The 25,354-nt window shown below is 36.8% G+C and carries 23 protein-coding genes; 18 read left to right on the forward strand and 5 right to left on the reverse strand.

What is annotated here, in order from left to right; genetic code table 11:
• Window positions 1-36 precede the first annotated feature (36 nt).
• A complete protein-coding gene (locus ACIQZI_RS10655; RefSeq protein WP_403072893.1) occupies window positions 37-822 on the reverse strand; it encodes an SDR family oxidoreductase in 786 nt (261 codons plus the stop codon).
• Between the two features lie 263 nt (window positions 823-1,085).
• On the opposite strand from ACIQZI_RS10655, the gene ACIQZI_RS10660 reads away from it, so the two are divergent.
• The 5 genes from ACIQZI_RS10660 to ACIQZI_RS10680 all read left to right on the forward strand — a co-directional run bounded on the left by ACIQZI_RS10660 (window position 1,086) and on the right by ACIQZI_RS10680 (window position 5,595).
• A complete protein-coding gene (locus ACIQZI_RS10660) occupies window positions 1,086-2,078 on the forward strand; it encodes a Gfo/Idh/MocA family protein (RefSeq protein ID WP_403072896.1) in 993 nt (330 codons plus the stop codon).
• A 66-nt stretch (window positions 2,079-2,144) separates the two neighbouring features.
• Window positions 2,145-2,447, forward strand: a complete 303-nt coding sequence (locus ACIQZI_RS10665) for an iron-sulfur cluster assembly accessory protein (RefSeq protein ID WP_403072899.1) — start codon at window positions 2,145-2,147, stop codon at window positions 2,445-2,447.
• Between the two features lie 543 nt (window positions 2,448-2,990).
• Window positions 2,991-4,418 carry a C40 family peptidase gene (locus tag ACIQZI_RS10670; RefSeq protein ID WP_483878415.1) on the forward strand — a complete coding sequence of 476 codons (1,428 nt, stop codon included), beginning with the start codon at window positions 2,991-2,993 and terminating at the stop codon, window positions 4,416-4,418.
• Between the two features lie 458 nt (window positions 4,419-4,876).
• Window positions 4,877-5,317 carry a hypothetical protein gene (locus tag ACIQZI_RS10675; protein ID WP_403072905.1) on the forward strand — a complete coding sequence of 147 codons (441 nt, stop codon included), beginning with the start codon at window positions 4,877-4,879 and terminating at the stop codon, window positions 5,315-5,317.
• Window positions 5,305-5,595, forward strand: coding sequence for a YxcD family protein (locus ACIQZI_RS10680; RefSeq protein ID WP_062181941.1), 291 nt, complete (start codon window positions 5,305-5,307; stop codon window positions 5,593-5,595). Before ACIQZI_RS10675 ends, ACIQZI_RS10680 begins: the two co-directional genes overlap by 13 nt.
• Before the next feature lie 133 nt (window positions 5,596-5,728).
• Here the strand turns inward: ACIQZI_RS10680 and ACIQZI_RS10685 are convergent, their stop codons facing one another.
• Together ACIQZI_RS10685 and ACIQZI_RS10690 are read right to left on the reverse strand one after the other, a co-directional pair.
• On the reverse strand, window positions 5,729-7,405 hold the full coding sequence (locus ACIQZI_RS10685; protein WP_403072908.1) for an ABC1 kinase family protein: 1,677 nt from the start codon (window positions 7,403-7,405) through the stop codon (window positions 5,729-5,731).
• A 21-nt stretch (window positions 7,406-7,426) separates the two neighbouring features.
• Window positions 7,427-7,747, reverse strand: a complete 321-nt coding sequence (locus ACIQZI_RS10690; protein ID WP_403072911.1) for a phasin family protein — start codon at window positions 7,745-7,747, stop codon at window positions 7,427-7,429.
• A gap of 276 nt (window positions 7,748-8,023) precedes the next feature.
• Between ACIQZI_RS10690 and ACIQZI_RS10695 the strand changes: the two genes are divergently transcribed.
• From ACIQZI_RS10695 to ACIQZI_RS10710, 4 genes are all read left to right on the forward strand, one after another.
• The gene (locus ACIQZI_RS10695) at window positions 8,024-9,943 is read left to right on the forward strand and encodes a heavy metal translocating P-type ATPase (RefSeq protein WP_062181932.1); all 1,920 of its coding nucleotides are present in this window, start codon (window positions 8,024-8,026) and stop codon (window positions 9,941-9,943) included.
• A 276-nt stretch (window positions 9,944-10,219) separates the two neighbouring features.
• Entirely contained in the window at window positions 10,220-11,608 is a 1,389-nt protein-coding gene (gene pbp4b / locus ACIQZI_RS10700) for a penicillin binding protein PBP4B (RefSeq protein WP_403072916.1), read from the forward strand.
• A gap of 172 nt (window positions 11,609-11,780) precedes the next feature.
• Window positions 11,781-13,253 (forward strand): nicotinate phosphoribosyltransferase, encoded by a 1,473-nt coding sequence (locus ACIQZI_RS10705; RefSeq protein ID WP_403072919.1) that lies wholly within the window; start codon window positions 11,781-11,783, stop codon window positions 13,251-13,253.
• A gap of 111 nt (window positions 13,254-13,364) precedes the next feature.
• Window positions 13,365-13,517, forward strand: coding sequence for a YpzG family protein (locus ACIQZI_RS10710; RefSeq protein ID WP_082675057.1), 153 nt, complete (start codon window positions 13,365-13,367; stop codon window positions 13,515-13,517).
• A 146-nt stretch (window positions 13,518-13,663) separates the two neighbouring features.
• Here ACIQZI_RS10710 and ACIQZI_RS10715 read toward each other — a convergent pair whose 3' ends face one another.
• Window positions 13,664-14,200 (reverse strand): hypothetical protein, encoded by a 537-nt coding sequence (locus ACIQZI_RS10715; RefSeq protein ID WP_403072923.1) that lies wholly within the window; start codon window positions 14,198-14,200, stop codon window positions 13,664-13,666.
• A gap of 460 nt (window positions 14,201-14,660) precedes the next feature.
• Between ACIQZI_RS10715 and ACIQZI_RS10720 the strand changes: the two genes are divergently transcribed.
• The 7 genes from ACIQZI_RS10720 (at window position 14,661) to ACIQZI_RS10750 (ending at window position 21,629) form a co-directional block, all read left to right on the forward strand.
• Window positions 14,661-15,014 carry a DUF2294 domain-containing protein gene (locus ACIQZI_RS10720; RefSeq protein ID WP_082675056.1) on the forward strand — a complete coding sequence of 118 codons (354 nt, stop codon included), beginning with the start codon at window positions 14,661-14,663 and terminating at the stop codon, window positions 15,012-15,014.
• Window positions 15,015-15,189: 175 nt separating this feature from the next.
• Complete coding sequence (locus ACIQZI_RS10725) at window positions 15,190-16,233, forward strand: ABC transporter substrate-binding protein (protein ID WP_403072927.1); 1,044 nt, start codon at window positions 15,190-15,192, stop codon at window positions 16,231-16,233.
• An 18-nt stretch (window positions 16,234-16,251) separates the two neighbouring features.
• The gene (locus ACIQZI_RS10730; protein ID WP_403072930.1) at window positions 16,252-17,178 is read left to right on the forward strand and encodes a nucleoside hydrolase; all 927 of its coding nucleotides are present in this window, start codon (window positions 16,252-16,254) and stop codon (window positions 17,176-17,178) included.
• 23 nt (window positions 17,179-17,201) lie between these two features.
• A complete protein-coding gene (locus ACIQZI_RS10735) occupies window positions 17,202-18,023 on the forward strand; it encodes an ABC transporter permease (RefSeq protein ID WP_062181917.1) in 822 nt (273 codons plus the stop codon).
• A gap of 7 nt (window positions 18,024-18,030) precedes the next feature.
• Window positions 18,031-18,819 carry an ABC transporter permease gene (locus ACIQZI_RS10740; RefSeq protein ID WP_062181914.1) on the forward strand — a complete coding sequence of 263 codons (789 nt, stop codon included), beginning with the start codon at window positions 18,031-18,033 and terminating at the stop codon, window positions 18,817-18,819.
• Between the two features lie 15 nt (window positions 18,820-18,834).
• On the forward strand, window positions 18,835-19,899 hold the full coding sequence (locus ACIQZI_RS10745; RefSeq protein ID WP_403072935.1) for an ABC transporter ATP-binding protein: 1,065 nt from the start codon (window positions 18,835-18,837) through the stop codon (window positions 19,897-19,899).
• A gap of 17 nt (window positions 19,900-19,916) precedes the next feature.
• A complete protein-coding gene (locus ACIQZI_RS10750) occupies window positions 19,917-21,629 on the forward strand; it encodes an adenine deaminase C-terminal domain-containing protein (protein ID WP_403072938.1) in 1,713 nt (570 codons plus the stop codon).
• Between the two features lie 471 nt (window positions 21,630-22,100).
• Here ACIQZI_RS10750 and ACIQZI_RS10755 read toward each other — a convergent pair whose 3' ends face one another.
• Window positions 22,101-23,492, reverse strand: a complete 1,392-nt coding sequence (locus ACIQZI_RS10755; protein ID WP_403072941.1) for an amino acid permease — start codon at window positions 23,490-23,492, stop codon at window positions 22,101-22,103.
• 467 nt (window positions 23,493-23,959) lie between these two features.
• On the opposite strand from ACIQZI_RS10755, the gene ACIQZI_RS10760 reads away from it, so the two are divergent.
• The gene (locus ACIQZI_RS10760; protein ID WP_403072944.1) at window positions 23,960-24,490 is read left to right on the forward strand and encodes a GNAT family N-acetyltransferase; all 531 of its coding nucleotides are present in this window, start codon (window positions 23,960-23,962) and stop codon (window positions 24,488-24,490) included.
• Between the two features lie 47 nt (window positions 24,491-24,537).
• A complete protein-coding gene (locus tag ACIQZI_RS10765) occupies window positions 24,538-25,353 on the forward strand; it encodes a transporter substrate-binding domain-containing protein (protein WP_403072947.1) in 816 nt (271 codons plus the stop codon).
• Window position 25,354 lies beyond the last annotated feature (1 nt).

Here is a 25,354-nt window from a genome sequence, read left to right on the forward strand (position 1 = left end):
GTAAAAGTCTTCAAGGATTTGTCATTATTACGGCGATTATAATAATGATTCTGCACCGTCAATATAAATTTCTGTTCCGGTAATATGTGAAGATAGGTCGGATGCCAAAAAAAGAACGAGTTTGCCAACTTGTTCTACAGTCCCTGATTTTTGTTCTAATGGTTGTGCTCCTTCTGGATATTCAATAGGAATTATGATTTTCTTCAAGTTTTCCTCATCAGGGTATGTATTGTCATCGATGTTCGTGTTAATGGCACCAGGGCAGATCATGTTAACCCGGATTTTATATTGTGCAAGCTCTAGTGCCGCCATTTTTCCGAACGCCACTTGTCCGGCTTTTGTTGTGCTATATGCTGCGAAGCCGAAGTTTTTGAATGTCCGATTCCCGTTAATAGAGCTTGTTATGATAATGCTACCGCCATTTTCTTTAAGATAAGGAATCGCATATTTCACGGTTAAGAAGGTTCCCCGCAAATTCGTATGAATTGTGTCATCCCAATCTTCAGGTGTAATATTTTCAATTGGTGCCTTCACACCATTAATACCTGCATTCGCAAACACAATATTAATTTTATCCCATTTTTCCATTACCTCTTTGAAAGCATTCTCGACTTGTTTAGGTTGTGATACATCTGTTTTGACAATGATGACTTCATTTCCTATTGCTTCGATTTCTTTTTTTACTTTGAGAGCATTTTCGTAGGTTCGATCAATCAGTGCAATCTTTGCGCCTTGTTCTGCTAGTTTTAAGGCTGCCCCTCTTCCGATCCCAGAGCTCCCGCCTGTAATAACGGCCACTTGATTCTTCATGAACTTTTCCACTACTACTCAACTCCTTTTTATTTTCAAAAATTATAGTAGATAATTTAAGAATTTTTATTCATGAATATTTTGAATTAGTTACTAGTTATATTTTCCCCATTTCTCTGAAGGCGAAACCATCTCATTGATAAACGTTAATTCAAGTGCTTTAGATAAAAAAATTTTCATCTGACGTATCTTAATAAATAGCGTCATTGAAGGTTTGAGGGTACTATAAAGTAGTTATGATGCATTTATAAATTCAAAATTAAAGGAGTGCGAATATGATTAGATTCGGTATTGTAGGAACAAACTGGATTACAGAACGATTATTAGGAGCAGCAGGTAATCATAAAGATTTCAGCCTAAAGGCCGTATTTTCACGTACGGAAGATCGTGCACGTGAATTTGCCGCTAAATATGAGGTAGAGTTAACGTTTACAGATTTAAACGAAATGGCAGCAAGTGAGGAAATTGATGCGGTGTATATCGCCAGCCCCAACTCATACCACGCCGAGCAGGCAATCCTATTTATGAAGCATGGCAAGCATGTCCTATGTGAAAAACCACTTGCAGCGAATGCTAAGGAAGTAAAAGCGATGATGGAAGCGGCTAAATCTAATCATGTCGTATTAATGGAAGCAATGAAGTCAACCGTTATGCCTAACTACCAAGTGATTCAAGATCATTTAGTTAAACTTGGAAATATCCGCACGTATTTTGCGAATTATTGCCAGTATTCATCGCGGTATGATGCCTATAAAAAAGGAACAGTCTTAAATGCATTTAACCCTGAATATGCAACAGGAGCCTTGATGGATCTAGGTGTATATACAATCTATCCGCTTGTCGCGTTATTTGGAAAACCGAATACAGTTAAAGCTTCAGGATATTTACTAGACACTGGGGCTGATGCACAAGGTAGCATTGTACTAGATTATGATGAGATGCAGGCAACCGTTATGTATTCGAAAATTACCGATTCAACTCTTCCTTCAGAAATTCATGGGGAAGATGCTACGATGGTTATCCATCATATCTCGAGCCCTGAGAAGATTGAAATTCGTTATCGAGACGGTTCAATCGAAGATGTCAGTATCCAACAAGAAATGGAGCCGATGTACTACGAAGTGGCTGAATTTATTCAGTTGATTCAATCTAGGAAAACCGAATCAAGTCTGAATTCATGGGACACTTCATTACATGTTATGGAGATCATGGATGAAGCACGTAAACAAATTGGTGTGAAATTTCCAAATGATAACCAGGTGAACTAATTAAGAGACTTCAAATCCCTATTTACAATAATCTATAAGTGCGTGTTCAAACAGGAGGATTATATAATGAATGTAAAAATTAACAGAAATGCTGCAAAAGTTTTAAAAAAAATGTTAAGCAAAGAAGAAGCTGAAGGAAAAATGATTCGTGTTATCATTACACATATGCACGGCAACCATGCTCATTATGATATTACCCTTGATACCCAAACAGAACATGATGAAATTGTAAAAACGGACAAAGAAATAGATATATTACTGGATGCTCGTGAAGTATTCTTAGACGGGGTATGGATTAAATACTTCTATGTACCGCAAGAAGGTTTTGAAATTACGAATCCTTCAAAAGACCATGCACATCATCATTAACATGAAGTGGAAGCTAGTGTCCCTAAAAAAGGGTACTGGCTTTTTTTTAGGTAGTTCATCCATATAATAAAAAGAACTCCTCCGTCTTGATTCTCCAAAACTCTTATAAATAGAAGTAAATAGACCTAGGTAAATAGATTGTTATTCAGTCTTAAGAAGAATTGCAAAATTTTTTCACAATTTAGTTGAAACGTCCTATCATTAACAAACAAAGGAAAATCTTTCTATAATCCACCAATTTTTTCGAAAAAGCGCAAAAAAAGTTGTTTTTTGTAACAATTGAAATATAACTGTAATGAGTTTATTACCATACTGACCAATTATGATGCTATACTCTCTATAGGATAAAAATCGAAACAACTTATTTAGCTTATATATAAATAACCATTAACGAAAAATAATACATATTATTTAGCTTATATATAAATAACCATTAACGAAAAATAATACATAGATTTCTAGTTCCATATATATTCACGATTATGATAGGGAGATAGATTAATTGGCGAATTTGGCTAGAGAAGAAAGCAGGGAAACATGATTTTGAGAAAGAAATTACTTGTGTTAAGTACTACTGCTATGCTTAGTTTGGGAAGTATCGTTGCCGTTCCAGCTGTTCATGCAGAATCCATTAGCGACTTGCAAAACCAACAACAAACCATTCAAGGGCAAAGAAGTGGAGTTCAATCTGAAATAAATGCCGCACTTGCAAAGATTAAAGCACTTCAAATCGAACAAGCTACATTAACAGAGCAAATTCTACGAATCGAACAAGCGATTAAAGACAATAATGCGAAAATTGATGAAACAAAGGTGCAAATTGACGAAACAAATGCAGAAATCAAGAAGCTTAAAGAAGATATTGTAGCCCTTCAAAAACGCATTGAACAGCGTAATGAGGTTTTGAAAGAACGTGCAGTTTCTTATCAAGAGAGCGGCGGTAATGTGAGTTATATTGAAGTATTGCTCGGAGCTACGAGCTTTGGTAACTTCATCGATCGTGTTGGTGCAGTTGCGACTATGGTAGAAGCTGACCAAGATATTTTAACGCAACACGAAGCAGATAAGAAAGAGTTGGAAGAAAAGCAAACGGCCGTTGAAACAAAACTAGCAGACCTTACTTCTATGAAAATAGAGCTTGAAGGCATGCGTGCTCAAATTGAAGAGCAAAAATCTCAGAGCTTACAACTTAGTGCAAGTTTGAAAGGAAAAGAAACAGAAACAGCTACTCTAGTTGCTGACTTGAAAAAACGTGATGCAAACTTAGCGGCACAAGTTGTAAAAATCCAAGGGGATATTACTGCAGAACTAAATCGTCAAGCGGAAATTGCAGCAGCGAAAAAACGTGCTGAAGAATTAGCAGAAAAAGCAGCTCGTGAAGCAGCTAAAAATGCACCGAAAGAATCAACTAAGAAAAAATCTAGCTCAGAGCCGTCTGTAACAAAATCATCATCAAATAGTTCAACTACAAATAGTTCAAGTAAAAATAATTCAACTACAAATAGTTCAACTACAAATAATTCAAGTAAAAACTATGACAATAATGATGATACAAACACAAGTGTGAGCATTCCACCAAGCCGTAACCTTAGCGCGGCAATTACTGCTGGTAATAAATATATCGGTAATTCCGTTTATGTATTTGGTGGTGGTAGATCGCAATCGGATATTAACAATGGAAGATTTGACTGCTCTGCATTTGTTTACTGGGCATATGCTCAGGCTGGAATAAATCTTGGTTCGGTTGGTAACACTGATACATTGTTGAATTATGGAACTAAAGTATCTGCAAGTGATATGCAACCTGGTGATATGGTATTCTTTGATACTTATAAGAAAAATGGACATGTCGGAATTTATGTTGGTGGCGGTAAATTTATCGGTTCTCAAAGTTCAACTGGCGTTGCGATTGCAAATATGTCAAGCGGCTATTGGGCACAACACTTCAATGGACGAGTTCATCGTTTTTAATAGAATAAGTGATTAGGAGACAGGGATCCTGTCTCCTATTAATTTATCCTCACTACTAGAAAGCTAAACATGAAACTAGTAATATTCCATTTAAAAATTTTGAATCACTATTTCAATAAAATGAAACCTTTTATTTTTTTAGCCGTATATAGTAATGTATATACAGTGAAACTTCCATCAGTGGGCTTTTTCATCCCCCATTGATGGTTAGCCCCGTTCTAGTGTCGCTAGATCTTCGATAAAGCGACACTACGAACTAAGGTTTAATGAATCACAGACTAAGTATGCCGCGTCCGGGGGCAACGTCTGTGTGACCCACATCCTGTGGGCCTCAACTAAACCTCTGCGCATCGGTAAGTTTCACTGTATCTCACCAATCGGGGATTTACAGCCTGTTAAACCGGGATAAAAGTGAGAAGTAAAACTTCTTCACAACAATTTTGAATGGAGGACCATATATGCTAAAGAAAGCAATGACTGCATTTTTGACACTTACACTGATCTTTTCTCCGGTCGGAGGTCATTTTCTTCTTGGACAAGAAGACACAGTAAGCGCTAAGTCATATAAATCAGGAAAAAGATCGTTCGATACGAATCGGAGTACAACCAACAATAATTCTAATATCCAGAGCAACAAGAAGTCTGACGCTACAACTAAATCAAATACAAAAGCAAAGAGTAATCCTATAACTAAAGGGGGATTAATGAAAGGAATTCTTTATGGTGGTATTGCCGGTCTCTTATTTGGTAGCTTATTTGCTAACATGGGTGGGCTTGGAGCGATTTTAGGATTTATGGTGAATTTGATTGCTATTATCATTCTCATCTCAATTATCCGACGCATCTATACTTTCTTTAAAAATAAGAAGAAAGATGATCCTAATCCATGGAGAGGTTAAAAATTTCTGAACAAGATATCATTAATGCCATTTGCATATATATCGCTGATAAGAAACAAGTTACACCAAAAGAAGTCGAAGTGGAATTAATGTATGACGATGATTACGGATTCTCTGCAGAAGTTTATGTCAATGGTAGGCAGCAAATCTTAATTATGTTAAATATTATTGAAGCACTAAGACTTTGGCTTGACCATATGCTTAATCGTGATCCATATGCAGGTATTGAACTTGTACTAGATGATAATGAAGGCATTATCGCCTATGTAAAAGAATAAGAAAAAGCTTAAGGGATTCCCTTAAGCTTTTTCTTATGGAAAATGAGCCTTTTAGTGGAAAAGGGGCGGGGCTTCGCAAAATCAGCTCCGCACCGCCACCTTCATTAAAAGATAGATACATTTCTTGAATTAATCAAAATTTACCTGATTTAAAGATGGAATAAAGTAACCAAATGAGCATAAGAAGTGCAATGCCAAAACCAATTTCGATCGCTGGTAGTCTCCACAATAACGTAGATTGCCCACTGATAGATGAACCGACAATAAGACCAACCATAATAATACTGAATGCGAGAAGAACAATACTAAAAGATAAACGATTACTGATTCGGTCTAACTTTTCTAAAAGTAAATGAATATCTGGCATGGTGATTTCTAACCGAAACTTACCTTTTTTTAATGTATCTGAAAAGTCTTTTATATTTTTAGGAAGTTCAGTAATGATCTCTGTATACTCAATCAGTTGGTTCCACGTGTTTTTAACGATTTTCTTTGGGTGGTAGCGGTCTAATAGTAGCCGTTGTCCGAATGGTTCGGCAGCTTGCACCATATTAAAATCAGGATCCAAATCAGCCACAACTCCTTCAACAGTCAAAAGAGCTTTACCAAGCATAGTCATGTCAGCTGGAATTTGTATTTGATGATAAAAAGAAACTGTAAACAGATCATTCACTGCCTCCCCAAGACTAATTTGGCTTAACGGCAAGTGATAATATTTATCTTTAAGTTCATCCACATCGGCTCGAAGTAACGACATGTTTATCTGATCAGGGAGAATCCCCATTTTTGAAATTGCTTTTATGATTCCTGAGGTATCACCACGTTTTAAAGAAATGACGAGTGATGCCAACTGATATTTCATGTCTGAAGTAAGCCGGCCGACCATCCCAAAATCCATGAATACGACTACTTCATCGGGTAAAACCATCATATTTCCTGGATGTGGATCTCCGTGAAAAAAGCCTTCTATTAAAATTTGATGCAACATAGAATTTGTGACACGTTTTGCAATAATTTTGCGATCATATCCGAGAAGATCCAATTCTTTGAGCTGACTAATTTTTGTACCTTTAATATATTCCATTGTTAAGACTTTTTTTGTTGAGAAATCCCAATAAATATCCGGAATGCGAATATTGGCTTGATTATTGAATTGATTAGCTATTTTTTCTGAATTGTTTCCTTCAACATGATAATCAAGTTCTGCCTGCAAAGCTTTCGAAAACTCTTCAATCATTTCATATAGACGATATCTTTTTGCCCAAGAGAGCCTTGATTCCATCAGACGTGCCAAATCTTCAAGGATTTCGATATCTGTCTCAATAATAGGACGTATGTTTGGCCGCTGCACTTTAATCGCAATTTCTTCGCCAGTATGAAGTCTTGCCCAATGGACTTGTCCAATTGAAGCAGTAGCCAAAGGGGTTTCATTAAATTCAGCAAACAGTCGGTCAAGTTGATCGCCAAGTTCATTTTCAATGATGCTATGTACTTGTTCAAAAGGAAAGGGTGGCACACGATCCTGAAGCTTTTCTAATTCAACAATAATATGCTCAGGAATGATATCTCTCCGTGTGCTGGCAATTTGCCCGAGCTTGATGAAGGTAGGACCAAGATCTTCTAGAAAGGTACGAATTCGCTGGCCGATTGTACGGCTAGATACATCATTATTCAAGCCGGCCATTTTTCTAGGTATGCTCAACATCTCCGTTAACCCGAGCTCTTTAACAATATAGCCAAAGCCATTTCTTAGGAAAGCACTAATAATTTCTTGATATCGATGTGCATGTTTCATTCTCTTGCCAAGCATAAGGGCCCCTCCTAAAAACAATCACTCTCTTCGTTCCAATTCTTCAATTCTCCGTTCTAATTTTCTCAATTCATCCTTAGAAACTAGATGAAGTTGATCTAGCGTTTGACTAACTTTTGAAGCGATGATTGAATCCATTTCTTCACGCATTTTCGAACCTTTTTCGATTAGGCGTTCAATAAGTTCTCTTGATTCCCCTTTACTAATTTCCCCTTTTCTAACAAGGTCCTCAACTGATCTTTCAATTTGTTCTTTACTAAAAACGGCTGCCCCTACACCTAATGAGATAAATTGATTAAGTAGATTTTTGATAATAGATCCCTCCGATATTTGAAAAAACATTATTTTCTACATCATACAACATGGATTACTTAAAGGAAAAGAATAACAGTTATAAGTTTTTTGTAATTTATCTTAAATTAGAATTATTATTGTTTATTTTTCTAAAGGTCTATGATATTATATAAATAAATCTAAAGATATTCATAACAAGATACGCAAATACACTGTTTCTGATAAATTATATGATAAATGATGCTGATTATCTTTCTCAATTAGATCTCCACTAAATGAGAATCGGTATCATTGGGCATTACGAAATTAAGAGGAGGAAAAAAGATGCTTGCCGAAACGAAACACTTACAAAAACCTGCACAATACCAAACTTCATGGCTTGACAAAGTAACACCACATATCGAATTAATTGCTGCTTTATTTAGTGGGGTTCTTATATTATTTGGATGGATTCTTTCTTCCATTGGATTATCAACTACTTCAATCGTAATTTATTTGGCAGCCTTTATTATTGGGGGATATGCGAAGGCAAAAGAAGGCATTGAAGATACCATTGCCGATAAAGAATTGAATGTAGAAATGTTAATGATTCTTGCTGCAATTGGTTCTGCAATCATTGGCTATTGGACAGAAGGGGCTATCTTAATTTTTATCTTTGCACTAAGCGGTGCCTTGGAAACTTATACGATGAATAAAAGCCATAAAGAAATATCTGCACTCATGGATTTACAGCCAGAAGAAGCACTAAGAATTACAGATGGAATTGAAATGAAAGTCGCTGTATCACAGCTTCGTGTCGGTGATCTAATCTTAATCAAGCCGGGTGAACGAGTACCGTCAGATGGGAAAATTAATGACGGGAAGACGAATTTAGATGAAGCTGCGATAACGGGTGAATCCTTTCCTGTTAGTAAAACAGTACATGATGAGGTTTTTGCAGGGACGGTTAATCTTCGTGGGACAATAACTGTTGAAATTACTAAACCAAGTAGTGAAACTCTTTTTCAAAAAATCATTACACTTGTACAATCAGCACAAAGTGAAAAATCACCTTCACAGCTATTTATTGAGCGATTCGAAGGTACCTATGTGAAAGTAGTTTTATCCGTTGTGGCATTGATGATGTTTGCGCCCCATTTCCTGTTAGGGTGGAGTTGGACGGAAACATTTTATCGAGCGATGATATTATTAGTAGTCGCATCCCCATGTGCACTGGTTGCATCGATTATGCCAGCTACATTATCAGCTATTTCAAACGGTGCACGCCATGGTATCTTATTTAAAGGCGGTGTCCACCTAGAGAATTTAGGTAATTTACAAGCAATTGCTCTTGATAAAACAGGTACTTTGACAAAAGGAAAACCTGAGGTAACAGATATTGTACTTCGTGATGACGTGACAGAAGTGGATTTCCTACAACATGTAGCTTCTATTGAAAATTATTCAAACCATCCGTTAGCGTCGGCAATTGTTCGCTTTACAAAAGACAGGATTTCTAAAGAATTAATAAAGCCAGAGGACATGGAAGATATCTCTGGATATGGCGTGCAAGCTTATTTTGGCGGGGTGCAGTGGAAAGTAGGTAGATCGGAATTTGTTGGTCATGAGGAAGCGGAACAATTCCAAAACGGCATTGCACAAGAACTTGCTGAACAAGGAAAAACAATCGTGTTTGCTAGAGATGATAAAGGAATTGCCGGGATTATGACACTTAAAGATGTTGTCCGATCAGAAACGATTGCGGCGATCGAAGCCCTCAAACAAGAAGGTATTCATACGATTATGCTTACAGGTGACGGAGAGAAAACGGCAAATGCGATTGCCTCAGAAAGCCATGTGGATGCCTATATCGCTGAGTGTCTACCTGAAACAAAAGTAGATGAAGTGAAACGGCTGAAAGAGCAATTTGGTACAGTTGCGATGGTCGGTGACGGAATTAATGATGCGCCTGCGCTTGCTACAGCATCAGTCGGAATTGCGATGGGTGAAGGAACGGATGTTGCTTTAGAAACAGCTGATGTTGTTCTGATGAAAAATGATCTTCCGAGGATTGCTGAAGCGGTCAAATTATCAAAAAAAATGAACCGAATCATCAAGCAGAATGTGATTTTCTCCATTACTGTTATCACGCTTTTAATTGCTTCGAACTTCATGCAGTTCCTTGATCTACCGTTTGGCGTGATCGGCCATGAAGGAAGTACAATTTTAGTTATATTAAATAGTTTACGATTACTGAAGAATTAATCATATCACGGCGGTTGTCCCAAATCGAAAGGATCAAACCTCACACTTAATACATCGTTTCTACGTATAAATGACACAAGAAACGATGTATGGAGCGTGAGGTCAGACTCTTTTGGGACAACCGCTTTTTATTATTAAAAAGGATAAATAAAAATGATACGTAAAACACAGGCTATGATGATAAAGGGTATGAATAGGATGTTACTTAATATTATCATTCGGTGATCGTTAATTTGTAGATTAGTTATTTTGAATGTGGAGATGGGGATGAAGAATATGAAACATAACATGTATAAAAAAGGACTAGTGCTATTGGTTCTTCTATTCGTGTTAAGGAGTACACCAGCTTTTTCCTCAACCATTCATCAGGAAAATGTCGATTATAGAAAACAGACTGACGATAATCAATGTCAGAATAAAAGTAAATATCCTACACTATCTTCAATAAAAACACCTGAGGATGTAGGGTTTTCTACGAAAGAATTGTCTGAAGTTGATTCATTTATCGAGAATGAAATTAGGAATGGCTTCCCTGGAGCAGCGCTTATCATCATTAAAAATGGAAAAGTCGTGAAAAACACGTCATATGGATACGCAAAGAAATACAATAGCTTCCCCTTTCTAAAGCAGCCACAAAAGATGAAAAAGGATACGATGTTTGACTTGGCTTCTAATACGAAGATGTACGCGGTTAACTATGCTCTTCAAAAACTAGTCAGTGAAGGTAAAATCAATTTAAACCATCCTATTTCACATTATATCCCAGAGTTTAAGGATTCGCCGAATGATGTGATCAATGCAAAGGAAACATTGCGTATTGTCGATCTGCTCCATCATATTGCGGGTTTCCCTTCGAGTGTTCATTACTATAATCCTGAGCAGGCAGGCGCATTATTCACACAAGACCGTAAAGAGATGTTGGATAAGATCATTAAAACGCCATTACAATCTATCCCCGGTACAACTCAAATATATAGTGATATTGATTATATACTCCTAGGTTTTATTATTGAAAGAGTAACTGGTCAAAAACTAGACCAGTATGTCGAAAACACAATATATAAGCCGCTTGGATTGAAACACACAGTCTTTACGCCATTAAAAAAGGGCTTCAAAGAACAAGATTTTGCAGCGACCGAGCTAAACGGTAATACCCGTGACGGATATCTAATGTTTCCTAATATGAGAACGTATACTCTGCAAGGTGAAGTACATGATGAAAATGCATACTATTCAATGGATGGGGTTTCGGGACATGCAGGATTGTTTAGTAATACGCACGATCTTGCAGTACTTCTTCAGGTAATGCTGAATGATGGGGGATACGATAACACAAAGCTATTCGATAAAGAAACGATTGACGTATTTACAACACCATCTGAGCTGAATCCGACATTCGGTCTTGGGTGGAGGATTAATGGGGATGAAAGCATGAACTGGATGTTTGGCGAGTATGCAGGTGATAAGGTAATTGGTCATACAGGGTGGACAGGTACAATAACTGTCATTGATCGGGAAAATAATTTGGCGATCGCTCTTTTAACGAACAAGAAGCATTCGGCTGTTATTGATCATCTTGTCGATTCAAATTGGTTTTATGGGGACATGTTCAGCATTAGTACGTATGGTAGTGTTATAGGCAAGATTTATGAAGCATTGAAATGATGAATCTCGATTATTCCCAATTTTGATGACGTTCTATATTTGACATAAATTTGTAGAAAGTAAGTATCTGTATAATCTGTATATTTAAAAGGACATCGATAATCCTGTATTGAATATGTAAGTAGACGCCAACAATAGTGGTAAGAAACTAAAAAGCTGGAGGGTCGATAAGATGAAAAAGCTCTATGAGGATGATGGTTTAGCATTACATACTGATTTATATCAGATTAATATGATCCAAACGTATTGGCAGGATCAGATTCATAATCGAAAAGCAGTGTTTGAATTATTTTTTCGAAAAATGCCTTTCGGAAATGGCTATGCTGTTTTTGCAGGATTGGAGAAGGCTCTCAGCTATTTAGAAAGCTTTGCCTTTACTTCGAGTGATATTGAGTATTTGCGTCATGAAATGAACTACCCAGAAGCGTTTCTCAGCTATTTAGAAAGCTTGAAATTTACTGGCACGGTAAAATCAATGGAAGAAGGGGAATTAGCTTTCGGTAATGAACCGCTCATTCGTATTGAAGCTCCTTTAGCTGAAGCACAGCTTGTGGAAACCGCATTACTAAACATCGTGAATTACCAAACATTGATTGCGACAAAAGCATCTAGGATCAAGCAGGTGATTGGTGATGAACAGGCTTTAGAATTTGGTTCCAGACGAGCGCAGGAAATGGATGCCGCAATCTGGGGAACACGTGCAGCCTTTATTGGTGGTTTTGATGCAACGAGTAATGTCAGAGCAGGTAAAATATTTGGCATTCCAGTAGCTGGCACTCATGCACATGCGATGGTTCAAGCCTATAAAGATGAATATATCGCCTTTCATAAATATGCACAGAGCCATAAAGACTGTGTTTTTCTTGTTGATACGTATGACACGCTTAAATCTGGTGTACCAAACGCGATTCGAGTAGCTAAGGAACTTGGAGACAAAATAAACTTTAAAGGGATTCGCCTAGATAGTGGTGATCTTGCTTATTTGTCGAAGGAAGCGAGAAGAATGCTGGATGATGCTGGGTTCACTGAGGCGAAAATTACAGCTTCGAGTGATTTAGACGAATATACAATCATGAACTTAAAAGCACAGGGTGCCAGGATTGATACATGGGGGATAGGAACTAAATTAATTACAGCGTACGAACAACCAGCTTTAGGTGCTGTTTATAAACTTGTCGCAATCGAAAACGAATCAGGAGAGTTGATAGATACAATAAAAATATCTGCAAACCCTGAGAAAGTCACAACACCAGGCTTAAAAAGGGTATATCGAATCATCAATACAATGAATGGGAAAGCAGAAGGGGAATACATCGCAATGGATGATGAAAACCCAGGAGCAGAGGAACGCCTTAAAATGTTTGATCCAGTTCACACCTACATTAGTAAATTTATTACGTGCTTCGAAGCGAGAGAACTGCAAATTCCAGTCATGATGAATGGGGAAGTAGTTTATGAACTTCCAGAACTATCAGATATTCAAAAAAAACTGGAGCGAAATTTAGATGAATTATGGTCTGAGTATAAGCGTTCCCTCCATCCAGAGAAGTATCCAGTTGATTTAAGTCAAAAATGCTGGGATACAAAGATGCGCTGCATTGAAGAAGTCAAAACAAAAGTGACAGAAGGATTCAAAGATAAATAAAGGGTAAAAACTTTGTATGATTTTATGGGAAGTGACACATACTTTAAAAGATATTCTCGTAATATCACACAGCTTCAGGATAACCTATACTAATGATGAGGTGATTTTTGAATGAGTTATAAAGATCAGCTTGATGCCCATTCGAAACAGTTTCACCATAATTGGACAAGACCTAAGCGTTCAAAATCTCAAGTTAATGGCCATACCGAAGTGACACAAAACACCTTTATCTTAAGAACTAATGCAAAGGCTCACAGATGGTAAAGGAATTCTGAAGAAAGAGAAAGAAGACCTGAGAATGGTCTTCTTTCTTTTTGGGCAGCTGAGAAAACTTTGTCTCTCGATTTTTGCGCAAGCAACCATCTCATCTAGTCAGATGCTTTTAGGTTGATTATGGCGCTTGCGTTTTTTTACATAGATGTCGGATATTTATTGTTTTTGCAAAAATTTTTAATATATTTATTCCGTCGTGAAAATCTTTTACATGCTTGTGTGAGACCATTTTTGTATAATTCTTGTAAGAATTGTTGGGCAATGCCTGCTAATCCTAAAGCGGTCATAATGGCTATCAGCTCACTCAAGTCAATAGGGATGAGTGGTATGTCAATAGGTTTAGCTTGCGTTTGTTCGCTTATATAGGCAACTTCTTCCGGTGTAAATGATTCAAATGTTTCAGCTAATTGGTTGACTTGATCCTCAGTATAGCCAAGTAATAGGGCTTGTTCATGATTGAGTGTAAAAATCGCGCTTTCATTCACAGTCAAAGCTTTTGCGACAAGTGCTTTTGCTTGTTCGACGTCTGAATGGCTGGCTAGCTCCAAGGCGGATTCGATCGGTTCTACAGTCATTAAATCATTAGAGTAAACAGCGGATGAAGGAAAGTTCAATACGACTAACAAGACAAAGGACGACGAGAGAATGACAAGGTTTTTATTTTCTTTATGCATTTGCCATCATACTCCTCTTCTATTTGTAGCCTGAAATGAACTACCTTGCGTGAAAAGGAAACAGTTCTTTTTTTATATTTCCCTTAAAATTCCTCCTTTCTTCTATTATAATACAAGAATAATCCAATTTACATAATATCCCTAAATAAAATGTAAAAATGAGGAAATTTTACTGCGTTATTTCATGGGCTTAGCGCTAAGGGAGGATAGTTAAAAAGGTGATAAATAGTTAATTAGTAATTAAATGACGATATATTAAAATAATATATAAAATGGATTTATTTGATGATGAACGGTTTTATCAATCCGGAATTTTGAAAAAAATGGCTATTTATTCGTATTTGACTGGATAATTTTAAAAAAATAGTATAGATTAAAAAAAAATAACAAATAATACGAACATTATATTGAAAACGTTCTGGATAGTATGTATAATCATCAATAACGAAGAACTGCAGGGGTGATAAATATTTTCCCAAGCAATAATAATGAAACAAAGAAATTAATTTCTCATGCTTATAATGAAGTTTCAAAGGAATTATTCGGAATTGGTACGCTTTCCATGAAGGTATCAATTGAAGCTAATGTACTTACACTGCAGGCTAAGCATCGTAGAGCACCACGATCGATTGTGCTGGAGGGAGAAGTACCTAGCCTAAAGCAAGAAGTCGATTTTCATTTATCTCTACTATATAAGAAGAAATTAAGGCAGAAATTAGAAGAAAGGACGGATTGGGATATTGAAGCTGTTCTAAGAGATTATGATGCAGCCACCCAAAAGTCCTTTACAAATATTGTTTTACGAGAAATTTGATAATATTGGATTTTCAACCGGATTTATCTGGACGAAACGCCGCAATAATAAACCAAATGATTATTTATCTCTTTGTTTACAAGGAAAAGACGATCTTGGGTAGAATAACCTTATTCTATTTGAGATTGTCTTTTTTATTGCTTAAAAAAATATCAGAATGATAGGAGTTTAAATTATGAAGAAAATTATCAAAAATCTAACTATGGTATCTGCATTAGCTTTGACATTAAGTGCTTGTTCTTCATCAGATTCATCGACGAAAAAAGAAAAATTAGTCATTTCTACTTGGGGATTTTCGGAAGATTTCTTTCGAGAAGAAGTGTATAAACCCTTTGAGAAAGAACATAATGTTGAAATTGTTTTGGATTCAGGGAATAATGCGGATCGTTTAAACAAAGTCCGCCAAGGAAATTCGGATGTCGATGTCATTTACTTATCTGACTACTATGCTGAGCAAGGTATTCAGGATGGTTTGTTCGAAAAAATTGATCATAGCGTTATTCCTAATGTTGAGAATATCTATGAGATGGCCAAAGCTCCATTAGGTAAAGAATATGGACCAGCTTATACAATCGCTCAATTCGGAATTGCATATAATCCTGATGAGGTAAAAAAACCAATTACTTCATGGGCTGATTTATGGAATAAAGATCTAGGTGGAGTAATAACGATCCCTGGAATTACATCGACGACTGGACCGATGTTTTTAGATGCTGCTTCTAAAGTAAGTGGAAATACAAAATTTAATGAAAATGCTGCGTTTACGAAATTAAAAGAGCTTATGCCAAATGTGCTTAAGGAATATGGGCAAACTTCTGAATTCGTAAACATGTTTGCACAAGGTGAAATCGCAGCTGGACCAATTATGGAAATGTACTTTACACAATTACAGGAAGCTGTTCCAAATGCTAAATTTGTTTCACCTAAAGAAGGTGGATATGCGGTCATGAATACAGTGAATATTGTAAAAGGCAGCGAGCAAAAAGAACTAGCAGAAGAATTTATTAATTATCTTTTAAGTAAAGAAGTTCAAGAAAAATCAGCAAAAGCAAAAATAGATTCACCAGTTAATACGAAAGTTCAATTAACAGAAGAAGAAGCTAAAGGACTTACGTATGGGGAAGATGTTATTAATAGCCTGAATATCCTTGATATGAAATTCGTGAATAAAAACTCAAAACAATGGATTGATCGTTGGAATAAGGAATTAGCTCAATAAGAATTTGAGGTGCTTACTATGACTAAAAAAGTCATTCTTGATGTTGATACAGGAGTAGATGATGCTATTGGAATCTTGCTTGCTTTAAAGAGCAAGGAGATGGATGTACTTGGGATTACGACTGTGAATGGAAATGTATCTTTAGAAGCTGCAACGGTTAATACATGTAAGGTTGTTGAATTAGCAGAAGTGGATGTCCCCGTTATCATGGGGGCTTCTGCTCCATTAGTGAGAATCCCTTATTTTGAACACCGAATACATGGTGAAGATGGAATCGGTGGAGCATTAAAGGATATGGTTCCTAAAAAACAACCCGATGAAGGATTTGGTCCTGATTTCATTATTAATTCGATATTGAGTTTTCCAGGTGAGGTAACCCTTGTTATGACTGCGCCTCTTACAAATCTAGCACTTGCAGTAAAGAAGTGTCCTGAGATTACGAAGTTTGTGAAAGAAGTAATCTTTATGGGTGGTGTAGTGAAAGACGTAGGCAATGTCACACCAACTGCTGAGTATAATATGTTCACTGATCCGGAAGCGGCAAAGATCGTATTTCATGCGGGTTTTCCTTCCTTGACTTTAGTCGGTTTAGATGTGACTAGAAAAGTGTTACTAACAGAAGAGCATATGGATGCCATTCATAATCCGATACTTTCTTCTTATATTAAAGAAAGTACGACGGATTATCGACAAAGATATTTTGAGCGTTATCAGATTCATGGTGCGGTGATGCATGATCCCCTTGCTGTTGCGATTGCAATAAACGCTAATATTGTGACGAAGAGAAAATATTATGTAGATGTAGAAACGAGCAGTGAATTATGTGACGGACAAACGGTTTGTGATTTTCAAAATCGTTTAGGGAGAACAGCCAATCTTGATGTTTGTTTAGATGTAGATGAAAAAGCTTTTATTGCACTATTTCATAAGGTCATAAATTCTTAAAGTGTGCAAACTGGGAGGATAAAATGAGAAACCGTACGATTTACCTGTTGTTATTGCCAGGAGCATTATTTTTAACAATCTTTATGGTGATTCCGATTTTATTAACGATTGGATCAACATTTTTTAATGAAGGCAGCTTTAGCTTTGAAGGTTATCTGCACTACTTTCAAGATAAGTATTTCATCGGTATTTTACTAACAACGCTTAGAGTTAGTCTTGTAACAACGTTTATCTGTATTTTATTAGGCTTTCCAGTTGCTTACTATATTTCTAAGGTTGGGACAAGAACCAAGGTACTCCTATTATTACTTTCCATCTTCCCACTTCTTACTAGCTCAGTTGTCCGCTCATTCAGCTGGATGATTATTATTGGGAAGAATGGTGTACTCAACAAGCTTTTACTTAGTATAGGACTTATAGAAGAACCGTTAAATATTTTGTACACCCCTACTGCGATCATTATTGGCCTCGTTCATTTATTCTTGCCATTAATTATTATTACGTTAATCGGTGTTTTGGAAAATATGGATGAGGATTTGTTAACGGCAGCAGAAAGCTTAGGCGCATCTAGACTAGGTGTTTTTGCCAAAGTCGTTCTGCCACTGTCCATGCCAGGACTTGTCATCGGAAGTATTCTCGTTTTTGTCGGCAGCTTTACGGCCTATACAACTCCAGCTTTATTGGGAGGGAAACAACGGGTAATTTCCACATTTCTCTATCAAAATGCAACAACATTAAATGACTGGCATACAGCAGCAATCGTTGCCACAATTATGATTGTTATCACGTTACTGGTGACTATAATAATGAACCAAATTGCATATAAAATAAATCCAAAGGGGTAAGGTTAATATGAAGCAAAAAAATCGGGGATTGGCTGTATTTACGTTCCTTGTATTTGTTTTTTTACTAGGGCCTTTGCTCATCATTTCCGTTACATCTTTTGAAGGCGGAAGTGTTCTGAAATTTCCTATTGAGACGTTTTCGTTTAAATGGTATGAAAATATTTTTAAAGTAAACATGTTTTTGACATCTTTCAAGACATCCATCATTGTCTCGTTAGCAGGAAATCTTTTGGCATTGATATTAGGAATTCCAGCGGCTTATGCTTTATCCAGATTCGACTTTAAAGGAAAATCTGTCTTGAATGCCGTGTTTATTTCACCGATTTTGATTCCAGGTATCGTTTTAGGTTTTACGTTTTTGCGTTATATTGTTACAACCTATCATTTACCAATTTATACAGGCTTGTTTATCGGTCATACAATTATTATGCTTCCATTTGTTATCCGCGTAATATCTTCAAGTTTGTCAACCTTCGATTTCTCTATTGAAGAAGCAGCACATAGCTTGGGTGCAAGCAAGATTGGAACATTCTTTCAGGTTGTTCTGCCTAATATCAAGTCAGGAATCATCGCAGCCGTTATGATTGCATTTTTAGAATCATTCAATAATGTTGATATTTCCGTATTCATGACTGGACCAGGTGTCAGCACCTTTCCAATACAAATGCTAACATATGTTGAAACATACTTTGATCCTACAATTGCAGCCATTTCAGTAATGCTGATGATTATTACGGCGTTCTTTATGTTCATAGTTGAGCGGTTAATGGGCTTATCATATTTCACTAAACGATAACGGAGGCAACAAGTAATGGCTTTATTCACATTAGAAAACATATCAGTTGCATACAACAAACAAAATATATTGCAGGATTTTAATTTAGAAATTGAAGAAGGGAAGTTTGTTTCTCTGCTTGGTCCAAGTGGCTGTGGAAAAACGACAACCCTTCGATTAATTGCAGGCTTTCTTGAATCAAATAATGGCAAGTTCTTATATAAAGGCAAGGATTATACAAAGGTCCCGGTTAACAAAAGAAATTTTGGCTTCGTATTTCAAAACTATGCACTATTTCCTCATTTAACGATTTTTGATAATGTAGCTTTCGGACTTCGGCTTAGAAAGGCTTCCAAAAGTGAAATAGAAAAACGAGTGGCAAGTGTGTTAGAAATCGTTAATCTTAGAGGGTTTGAAAAACGATATCCAAAAGAACTTTCAGGTGGTCAGAGACAGCGTGTTGCGATCGCAAGGGCACTAGTAATTGAGCCTGATTTATTACTTTTCGATGAGCCTCTTAGTAATCTTGATGCCAATCTCCGTGAAAATATGCGGATTGAAATTCGCCGTATTCAACAGGAGCTTGGCATCACAACGGTTTACGTATCTCATGATCAAGAAGAATGCTTCGCGATTTCAGATCAAGTGGCAATTATGAATAAAGGAATTATTGAGCAATTAAGTGACCCCGCTACGATCTATAATTATCCGAAGACGAAATTTGTCGCAGACTTTATCGGTTTTAAAAACTTTATCGACTTTGAAGACCAAACCATTCATGAAAATGAAATTGAACTGACAAAGTCGGGATATACATTTATCGTTCAAAAAAATAAAGAAAATTCAGATACTGACAAAAAAGTCGGTGCGATTCGTCCAGATAATTTAGTGATCCGTCCAATTCAAGGACCTGTAACTTCGGCGAAAAATGCACTGCCTGGAAAAGTGAAGATAAGAACGTATTTAGGAAGAAGCTATCAATATATCGTAGAAACGCCAATTGGAGATTTTACAGTCAATCAAGAAATGCTTGTACCTTATCAAGTTGGCGAGGAAATCATACTCGACTTTCCAGCGAACAACATGGTACTTGTTAAGTAAAACAGGAGGCGAACAGAATGAAAATAGATATGCTAATTACGAATGCCAACGTTTATAATAGCTTTTTGAAGAAATTCATGAAAAGTAATGTAGCAGTTGTCGATGGGAAATTCTATTATGTTGGCGAACGTGGACAAGATTTTTTTTCTGCTGATAAAGTAATTGAAGCAAAAGAAAAATATATGATCCCAGGTTTAATTGATATTCATTTACACATCGAGAGCACAATGGTTACACCAGCTACCTTTTCATATGGAATCATCAAAAATGGGGTAACGACGATTGTACCAGAACCGCATGAAATGGCGAATGTCTTTGGTGTCTCTGGTGTGAAGGAAATGATGAAAGCAAGTCGTGATTGTGTAGCAGATATGTTCTATGCAATTCCAAGTTCAGTGCCCGCGACAACGATGGAGACTACAGGTGGGAGTATCGAAATTGCAGATATTGATGAATTGCTACAAACGGGTGAAATGAAATGTTTAGGTGAAATCATGAATTTCTATGATGTGATTACGGACCCAGCATGTAAAACGAATCAAATTTTGAATTATATCAAAACAAATTACCCTGACTTAATTATCGAAGGCCACGTTCCTAAACTACTTGATTTGGAATTACAGCAAATTTTATTTGCAGGTGTCAATTCAGATCATACACATCAAACAGTGGAAGGGATGCAGCAACGTATCGCGGCGGGGATGTTTTTAGAAATTCAAGAAAAATCCATGACAGAAGAAATCATTGCATTCTTAATGAATGAAGCGGTGGATGAGCATTTTTGCTTTGTAACTGATGATGTGATGCCGGATTATTTTCAGAAATATGGACAATTGAACCATTTATTAAAGAAAGCAATTCAAATGGGCATGCCGCCAGAGAAAGCTATATATGCTTGTACGTATACGCCTGCGAAAAGGATGCAGATGCATGATCGCGGAATCATTGCAGCCGGAAAAATTGCCGACTTTTTATTAGTTTCAAATCTTGAATCATTTATTATAGAAGAAGTTTATAAAGATGGTGAACAAGTTTATCATCACAAGCAGCCTTATGAGCAGGTGGTAAGTGAAAAGAGCTTCCCGGAAAGTTTTTATCGTAGTATCGTGCTGAATGAGTTAACTGCGAAAGATTTTGAAGTATCATTGGAATTAGAAGATGGTAGTTATCCTTGTCGAATCATTGAAGTGAATGACGGCTCTACGTTTACAAAAGAAATTCACGATACTCTATCCATTTCCAATGGTAAGCTAGATTGGCAGGAAAGTGAGTATGGATTAATTGCAACGTTTGAGCGATATGGGAAAAATGGAAACCGAGCACATGGATTGATAAGCGGGGACATCATTAAGCGAGGGGCTATCGCTACAACCTATTCTCACGATAATCATAATTTATTAGTCATCGGCCATAACGTAGAAGATATGATACTTGCAGCGAATGAAGTAATCCAGAGTCAAGGTGGTATTTGCTGTGTTTTGAATGGTGAAGTATTATCAAGTGTACCGCTTCCGGTTGGAGGCATTCTTTCTGAGGAGCCATTAGAAATCGTTGCCGAGCAGGTGGATCATCTGACGCTTACTCTGAAATCATTAGGCTATAAGCATTATAATGTCATCATGTCTATAAGTACCTTATCACTACCTGTGAGCCCGGCGCTAAAAATAACAGATCGTGGTTTAATTTCAGTCAATGAAGGGAAATTCGTTCCGCTTGTTGTTAAGCCATAAGAGATAAAAAATCCAACAGCTGATAATAGCGTTGGATTTTTTTTGATGTTGGAAATCGGCCGATCTAAGTAAGATGGGCTACGTTATAACAGAATCAATTAGAACTATTCCTTTAGGTAGGAAAATTAATAGAAAATACGTGAAATAATGTAGTTAACCGTGGGAATATATACTAATGAATTTAAGGTAAATTTCCTATCTAAGTTTATTACGAGCCGGAAATTAAATTTACGTGCCGGATCGGTTTCTTTTCGTGCCAGTTTCAACGGTTTACATGCCGGAATCCGTACTTTTCGAGCGAGAATTGAAATTTGCGAGCCGGGGCCAAATTTACACAATAATTCATCTCACTGTCTTTTCATATTTTACAAGATAACCGTATTTATGGAAAAATGCGAAAACAAGGTTTATGGCTCTACTCAATTAATTGGGTTATGAAAAAAGAGGTTGTCCCAAAGGGCAACCTCACACTTAAATCGTTCGCTTTTTCATCACAAATGGATAAAGCAATAAACCTATGACAAACAAGCCAATACCTAACATAAAGGTGAACATATTTGCTGTTCCTGTTTTAATTACCCATATTGAATAAACTAAGGCAAGGGCAGTGATTATTCCATCGCGAACCCTTGAGCCTTTGATGATATCATAAGTTTCCCCAGTAATGACTAGTTTCAATTGATAGATGGCTGAAACAAGATAGGGAATTAAATAGGCAAGTGTTGCTACAACCATGGCGAAACTGTAGGCTTCCGTAATGGTTCCTGAAACGGTTGAAAATAAGAACAACTGAGTCATCAGGTTTGTTATCGTTAATGACCGTACGGGACTCCCTTTTTGATTTGTTTTTGCAAAGTAAGCAGGAAACAAATCCACTTTGGCTGCTTGATAAGGCACCTCGGAGCTGACCATGACCCATCCAATCGTAGAACCTAGAAGGGAAATGATGGCAAGTGCTGCCATTAAATAGACACCTTCATTCCCAATCGCTCCTGATAGAGCGTCGACAAGGGGACGGGAAGATTCACGCAATGCGGATTGCGGAAGTGCGCCCATTGTTAAAAGGGTGATGCCCATATAAATCACAACTGCAATAATGAGACCTAGTATTGTAGCTTTCTTTACGTCCCTTTGTGATTTTGCTCGATTAGATAGCATCACTGCAGCTTCAACGCCAATGAATGCCCATAGAGTAGAGATGGCTGCTGCGTTAATTTGGCTGCCTAAAGATAGAGCCGTTCCTTGTGAGTCTTGGAATCCACCACCGTTTGTTAGGTTGCTTGCATCAAAAATGAAGAGGGTGATAAAGATAAAAAAAGCAAAGCCAAGAACTTTTGTAGCCGTGGCAATAAAGTTAATTTTACCTGCTCCGTTATAGCTGCTGACTGTTATTGTATGGATCCCCCAAAGGGCCAATGAGCAGATTGCAAACGTTAAGGCTTTACCAAGTTCAAGGTTAAAGCTGTCCGTGGAGTAGATAATTTTTGTGCTTTGTAGAACAGGAAAAAAGGTAGATAAGTACCCTGCAAATGCAATGATTACAGAGGCTGTTGCCGCCCAGTTAGCTGCCCAATATCCCCAAGCCATACTATAGCCAGCAACTCTTCCTTTACTAGGAGAAGAAAAAATAGCTTGCGCATAGCTTTGTGGTCCAGCCTTAAGATCAGGCTTTCTGACGGCTAAATTACCGAACACAAGAGCAATCATTAATACACCAATTCCAGTGATGCCCCATGCAAGTGTTGCCCCTAGTGCACTTGATACTTGCGCAAGGTTGGCAGGAAGCATGAAGATTCCACCACCTACCATATTTCCAATTACAAAAGCTGTTAATATAAACAGTCCCCATTTTTTTTGATTCATAATAAAACGACCTCTCCATTGTTTTGATTCCTGATGTTATATTGAAAATCACATGTAGTTATTTTTTGTTCCATATACTATCCTTAATCAATATCATTCTGTATTTAAATTATACTTAAATAATTTAGTTTGGTAAAGTGATAAATCGATAAAGGTTATAAAACAATTTTTTCAGAAAATAATACGTTTTATATTGACATAGTGTGAAACCTGAATTATATTAAGTATTATTATAAAAACCAAGTTTTCTTATATGAATTAATTAGTTTAACTAAAGGCGCCGATTAGACAACTAAAGGCACCCACTATTCCGTTCGCTGAATAGTGGGTGCCTTTCGTTTTAAAGAAGGAGGATTATCCGTTGAGTATTTTATAACTATGAGGTCATCTAGAATTGAAATGAAAGAGTAGAAGTAACAAATAAATAACAAATAAATAACAATGGGGAATTAGGAAGGGTGGATCATATGACGGAAATTATTCGTTTAGCAAATTTAGATGATGCAGAAAGATTATTGTATGTAACTTTGAGAGCGTACGAACCGATTCGAGAGCTGGATATAAAATGGCCTGCAGCAACAGCGGATATTGAGTTAGTTAAACAAAACATTACGGACTTTTCCTGCTACGTCTTAGAAGAGGATGGGGTGATTATAGCTACAGTAACTGTTAGAACATTTGCTGAAGTTTCTGATTTAACCTGTGTCTGGTGGTTTGCAGTTGATCCTGATTATAAAGGATTGGGATATGGGAAGAAAATCTTGGATTGGGTAGAAGAAGTGGTTATTCGTGATCAGCTGAATCAGCCAGCTGTTGGTTTAGGAACGTCACCGAAACATCCATGGCTTGTTTCAATGTATGAGCGAAGAGGATATGAACAAATTTTCGAAACAAATCATGGTGACGGACAAAATGGTGTATTTATGAGGAAAAAATTGATACCTGAGTACACAGATAACAAAACGAAAAAACAGGAAGATGTTCAAACAACGAATTAATCTTATGAATCTATAAATAAATGGTTTAAGGTGAAGGAGATTACGAGATGAAAAAACGATTGTTGGTTTTATTAGGGGTGCTACTAGTTATCGTAACGGCAGGTTGTGGTTCAAATAGTACTCAATCTACAGGCGCAGCAAAAAGTTTTGATCCAAAGGTGAAAAAAATAATCGTTGGAACAGGTACACAATTTCCTAATATTTGCTTCATAGATGATGATGGTAAATTGACAGGATATGATGTAGAACTTGTCAAAGAAATCGATAAACGTCTTCAAGAGTATGAATTTGAATTTAAGACGATGGAATTTTCATCTCTATTATTAAGTCTAGAAACAAACAAAATCGATTTCATCGCTCACCAAATGGAAGTAAATGAAGAAAGACAGCAGAAGTTCTTGTTTAATGATGAGCCATATAACGTGTTCCCACTTCAAGTAGTTGTACATGAAGATAATCAATCGATTAAGTCAATTGAAGATTTAAAAGGCAAGAAAGCGATTGTAGGTGCTACGAGCAATTCAGCGATATTGCTTGATAAATATAACAAAGAACATGGCAATGAAATCGAAATTGTCTACAGCGGAAGTGGCAGTACAGATACAATCACACAACTTAAAAATGGTCGTGCAGACGCTACAATAAGTACTCCGTTTGCAGTTGATTTCCAAAATGAACAGGCAGATGCCGAACAAAAAGTGGTCGGCGACGTGCTTTCAAACTCTAAGGTTTACTTCATGTTAAGAAAAGATGAATCAGATTTGAAACAAGCAATTGATGGTGCGCTAAAAGAGATCAAAGCTGATGGTACATTAAAGAAATTAAGTACAAAATGGCTAGGAGCAGATTACTCGGAGCAATAAC

The organism is Peribacillus sp. NPDC096379 (assembly GCF_044762875.1).
Taxonomy (GTDB): domain Bacteria; phylum Bacillota; class Bacilli; order Bacillales; family DSM-1321; genus Peribacillus.

Excerpts from the sequence above, each read along its gene's own strand:
- ACIQZI_RS10675 (WP_403072905.1), top strand. The coding sequence starts at position 4,877 with ATGCTAAAGAAAGCAATGACTGCATTTTTGACACTTACACTGATCTTT.
- ACIQZI_RS10705 (WP_403072919.1), top strand. The coding sequence starts at position 11,781 with ATGAAAAAGCTCTATGAGGATGATGGTTTAGCATTACATACTGATTTA.
- ACIQZI_RS10680 (WP_062181941.1), top strand. The coding sequence starts at position 5,305 with ATGGAGAGGTTAAAAATTTCTGAACAAGATATCATTAATGCCATTTGC.
- ACIQZI_RS10740 (WP_062181914.1), top strand. The coding sequence starts at position 18,031 with ATGAAGCAAAAAAATCGGGGATTGGCTGTATTTACGTTCCTTGTATTT.
- ACIQZI_RS10715 (WP_403072923.1), bottom strand. The coding sequence starts at position 14,200 with ATGCATAAAGAAAATAAAAACCTTGTCATTCTCTCGTCGTCCTTTGTC.
- ACIQZI_RS10665 (WP_403072899.1), top strand. The coding sequence starts at position 2,145 with ATGAATGTAAAAATTAACAGAAATGCTGCAAAAGTTTTAAAAAAAATG.
- ACIQZI_RS10745 (WP_403072935.1), top strand. The coding sequence starts at position 18,835 with ATGGCTTTATTCACATTAGAAAACATATCAGTTGCATACAACAAACAA.
- ACIQZI_RS10725 (WP_403072927.1), top strand. The coding sequence starts at position 15,190 with ATGAAGAAAATTATCAAAAATCTAACTATGGTATCTGCATTAGCTTTG.
- ACIQZI_RS10695 (WP_062181932.1), top strand. The coding sequence starts at position 8,024 with ATGCTTGCCGAAACGAAACACTTACAAAAACCTGCACAATACCAAACT.
- ACIQZI_RS10765 (WP_403072947.1), top strand. The coding sequence starts at position 24,538 with ATGAAAAAACGATTGTTGGTTTTATTAGGGGTGCTACTAGTTATCGTA.
- ACIQZI_RS10730 (WP_403072930.1), top strand. The coding sequence starts at position 16,252 with ATGACTAAAAAAGTCATTCTTGATGTTGATACAGGAGTAGATGATGCT.
- ACIQZI_RS10755 (WP_403072941.1), bottom strand. The coding sequence starts at position 23,492 with ATGAATCAAAAAAAATGGGGACTGTTTATATTAACAGCTTTTGTAATT.
- ACIQZI_RS10685 (WP_403072908.1), bottom strand. The coding sequence starts at position 7,405 with ATGCTTGGCAAGAGAATGAAACATGCACATCGATATCAAGAAATTATT.
- ACIQZI_RS10750 (WP_403072938.1), top strand. The coding sequence starts at position 19,917 with ATGAAAATAGATATGCTAATTACGAATGCCAACGTTTATAATAGCTTT.
- ACIQZI_RS10710 (WP_082675057.1), top strand. The coding sequence starts at position 13,365 with ATGAGTTATAAAGATCAGCTTGATGCCCATTCGAAACAGTTTCACCAT.
- pbp4b (WP_403072916.1), top strand. The coding sequence starts at position 10,220 with ATGAAACATAACATGTATAAAAAAGGACTAGTGCTATTGGTTCTTCTA.
- ACIQZI_RS10760 (WP_403072944.1), top strand. The coding sequence starts at position 23,960 with ATGACGGAAATTATTCGTTTAGCAAATTTAGATGATGCAGAAAGATTA.
- ACIQZI_RS10690 (WP_403072911.1), bottom strand. The coding sequence starts at position 7,747 with ATGTTTTTTCAAATATCGGAGGGATCTATTATCAAAAATCTACTTAAT.
- ACIQZI_RS10735 (WP_062181917.1), top strand. The coding sequence starts at position 17,202 with ATGAGAAACCGTACGATTTACCTGTTGTTATTGCCAGGAGCATTATTT.
- ACIQZI_RS10660 (WP_403072896.1), top strand. The coding sequence starts at position 1,086 with ATGATTAGATTCGGTATTGTAGGAACAAACTGGATTACAGAACGATTA.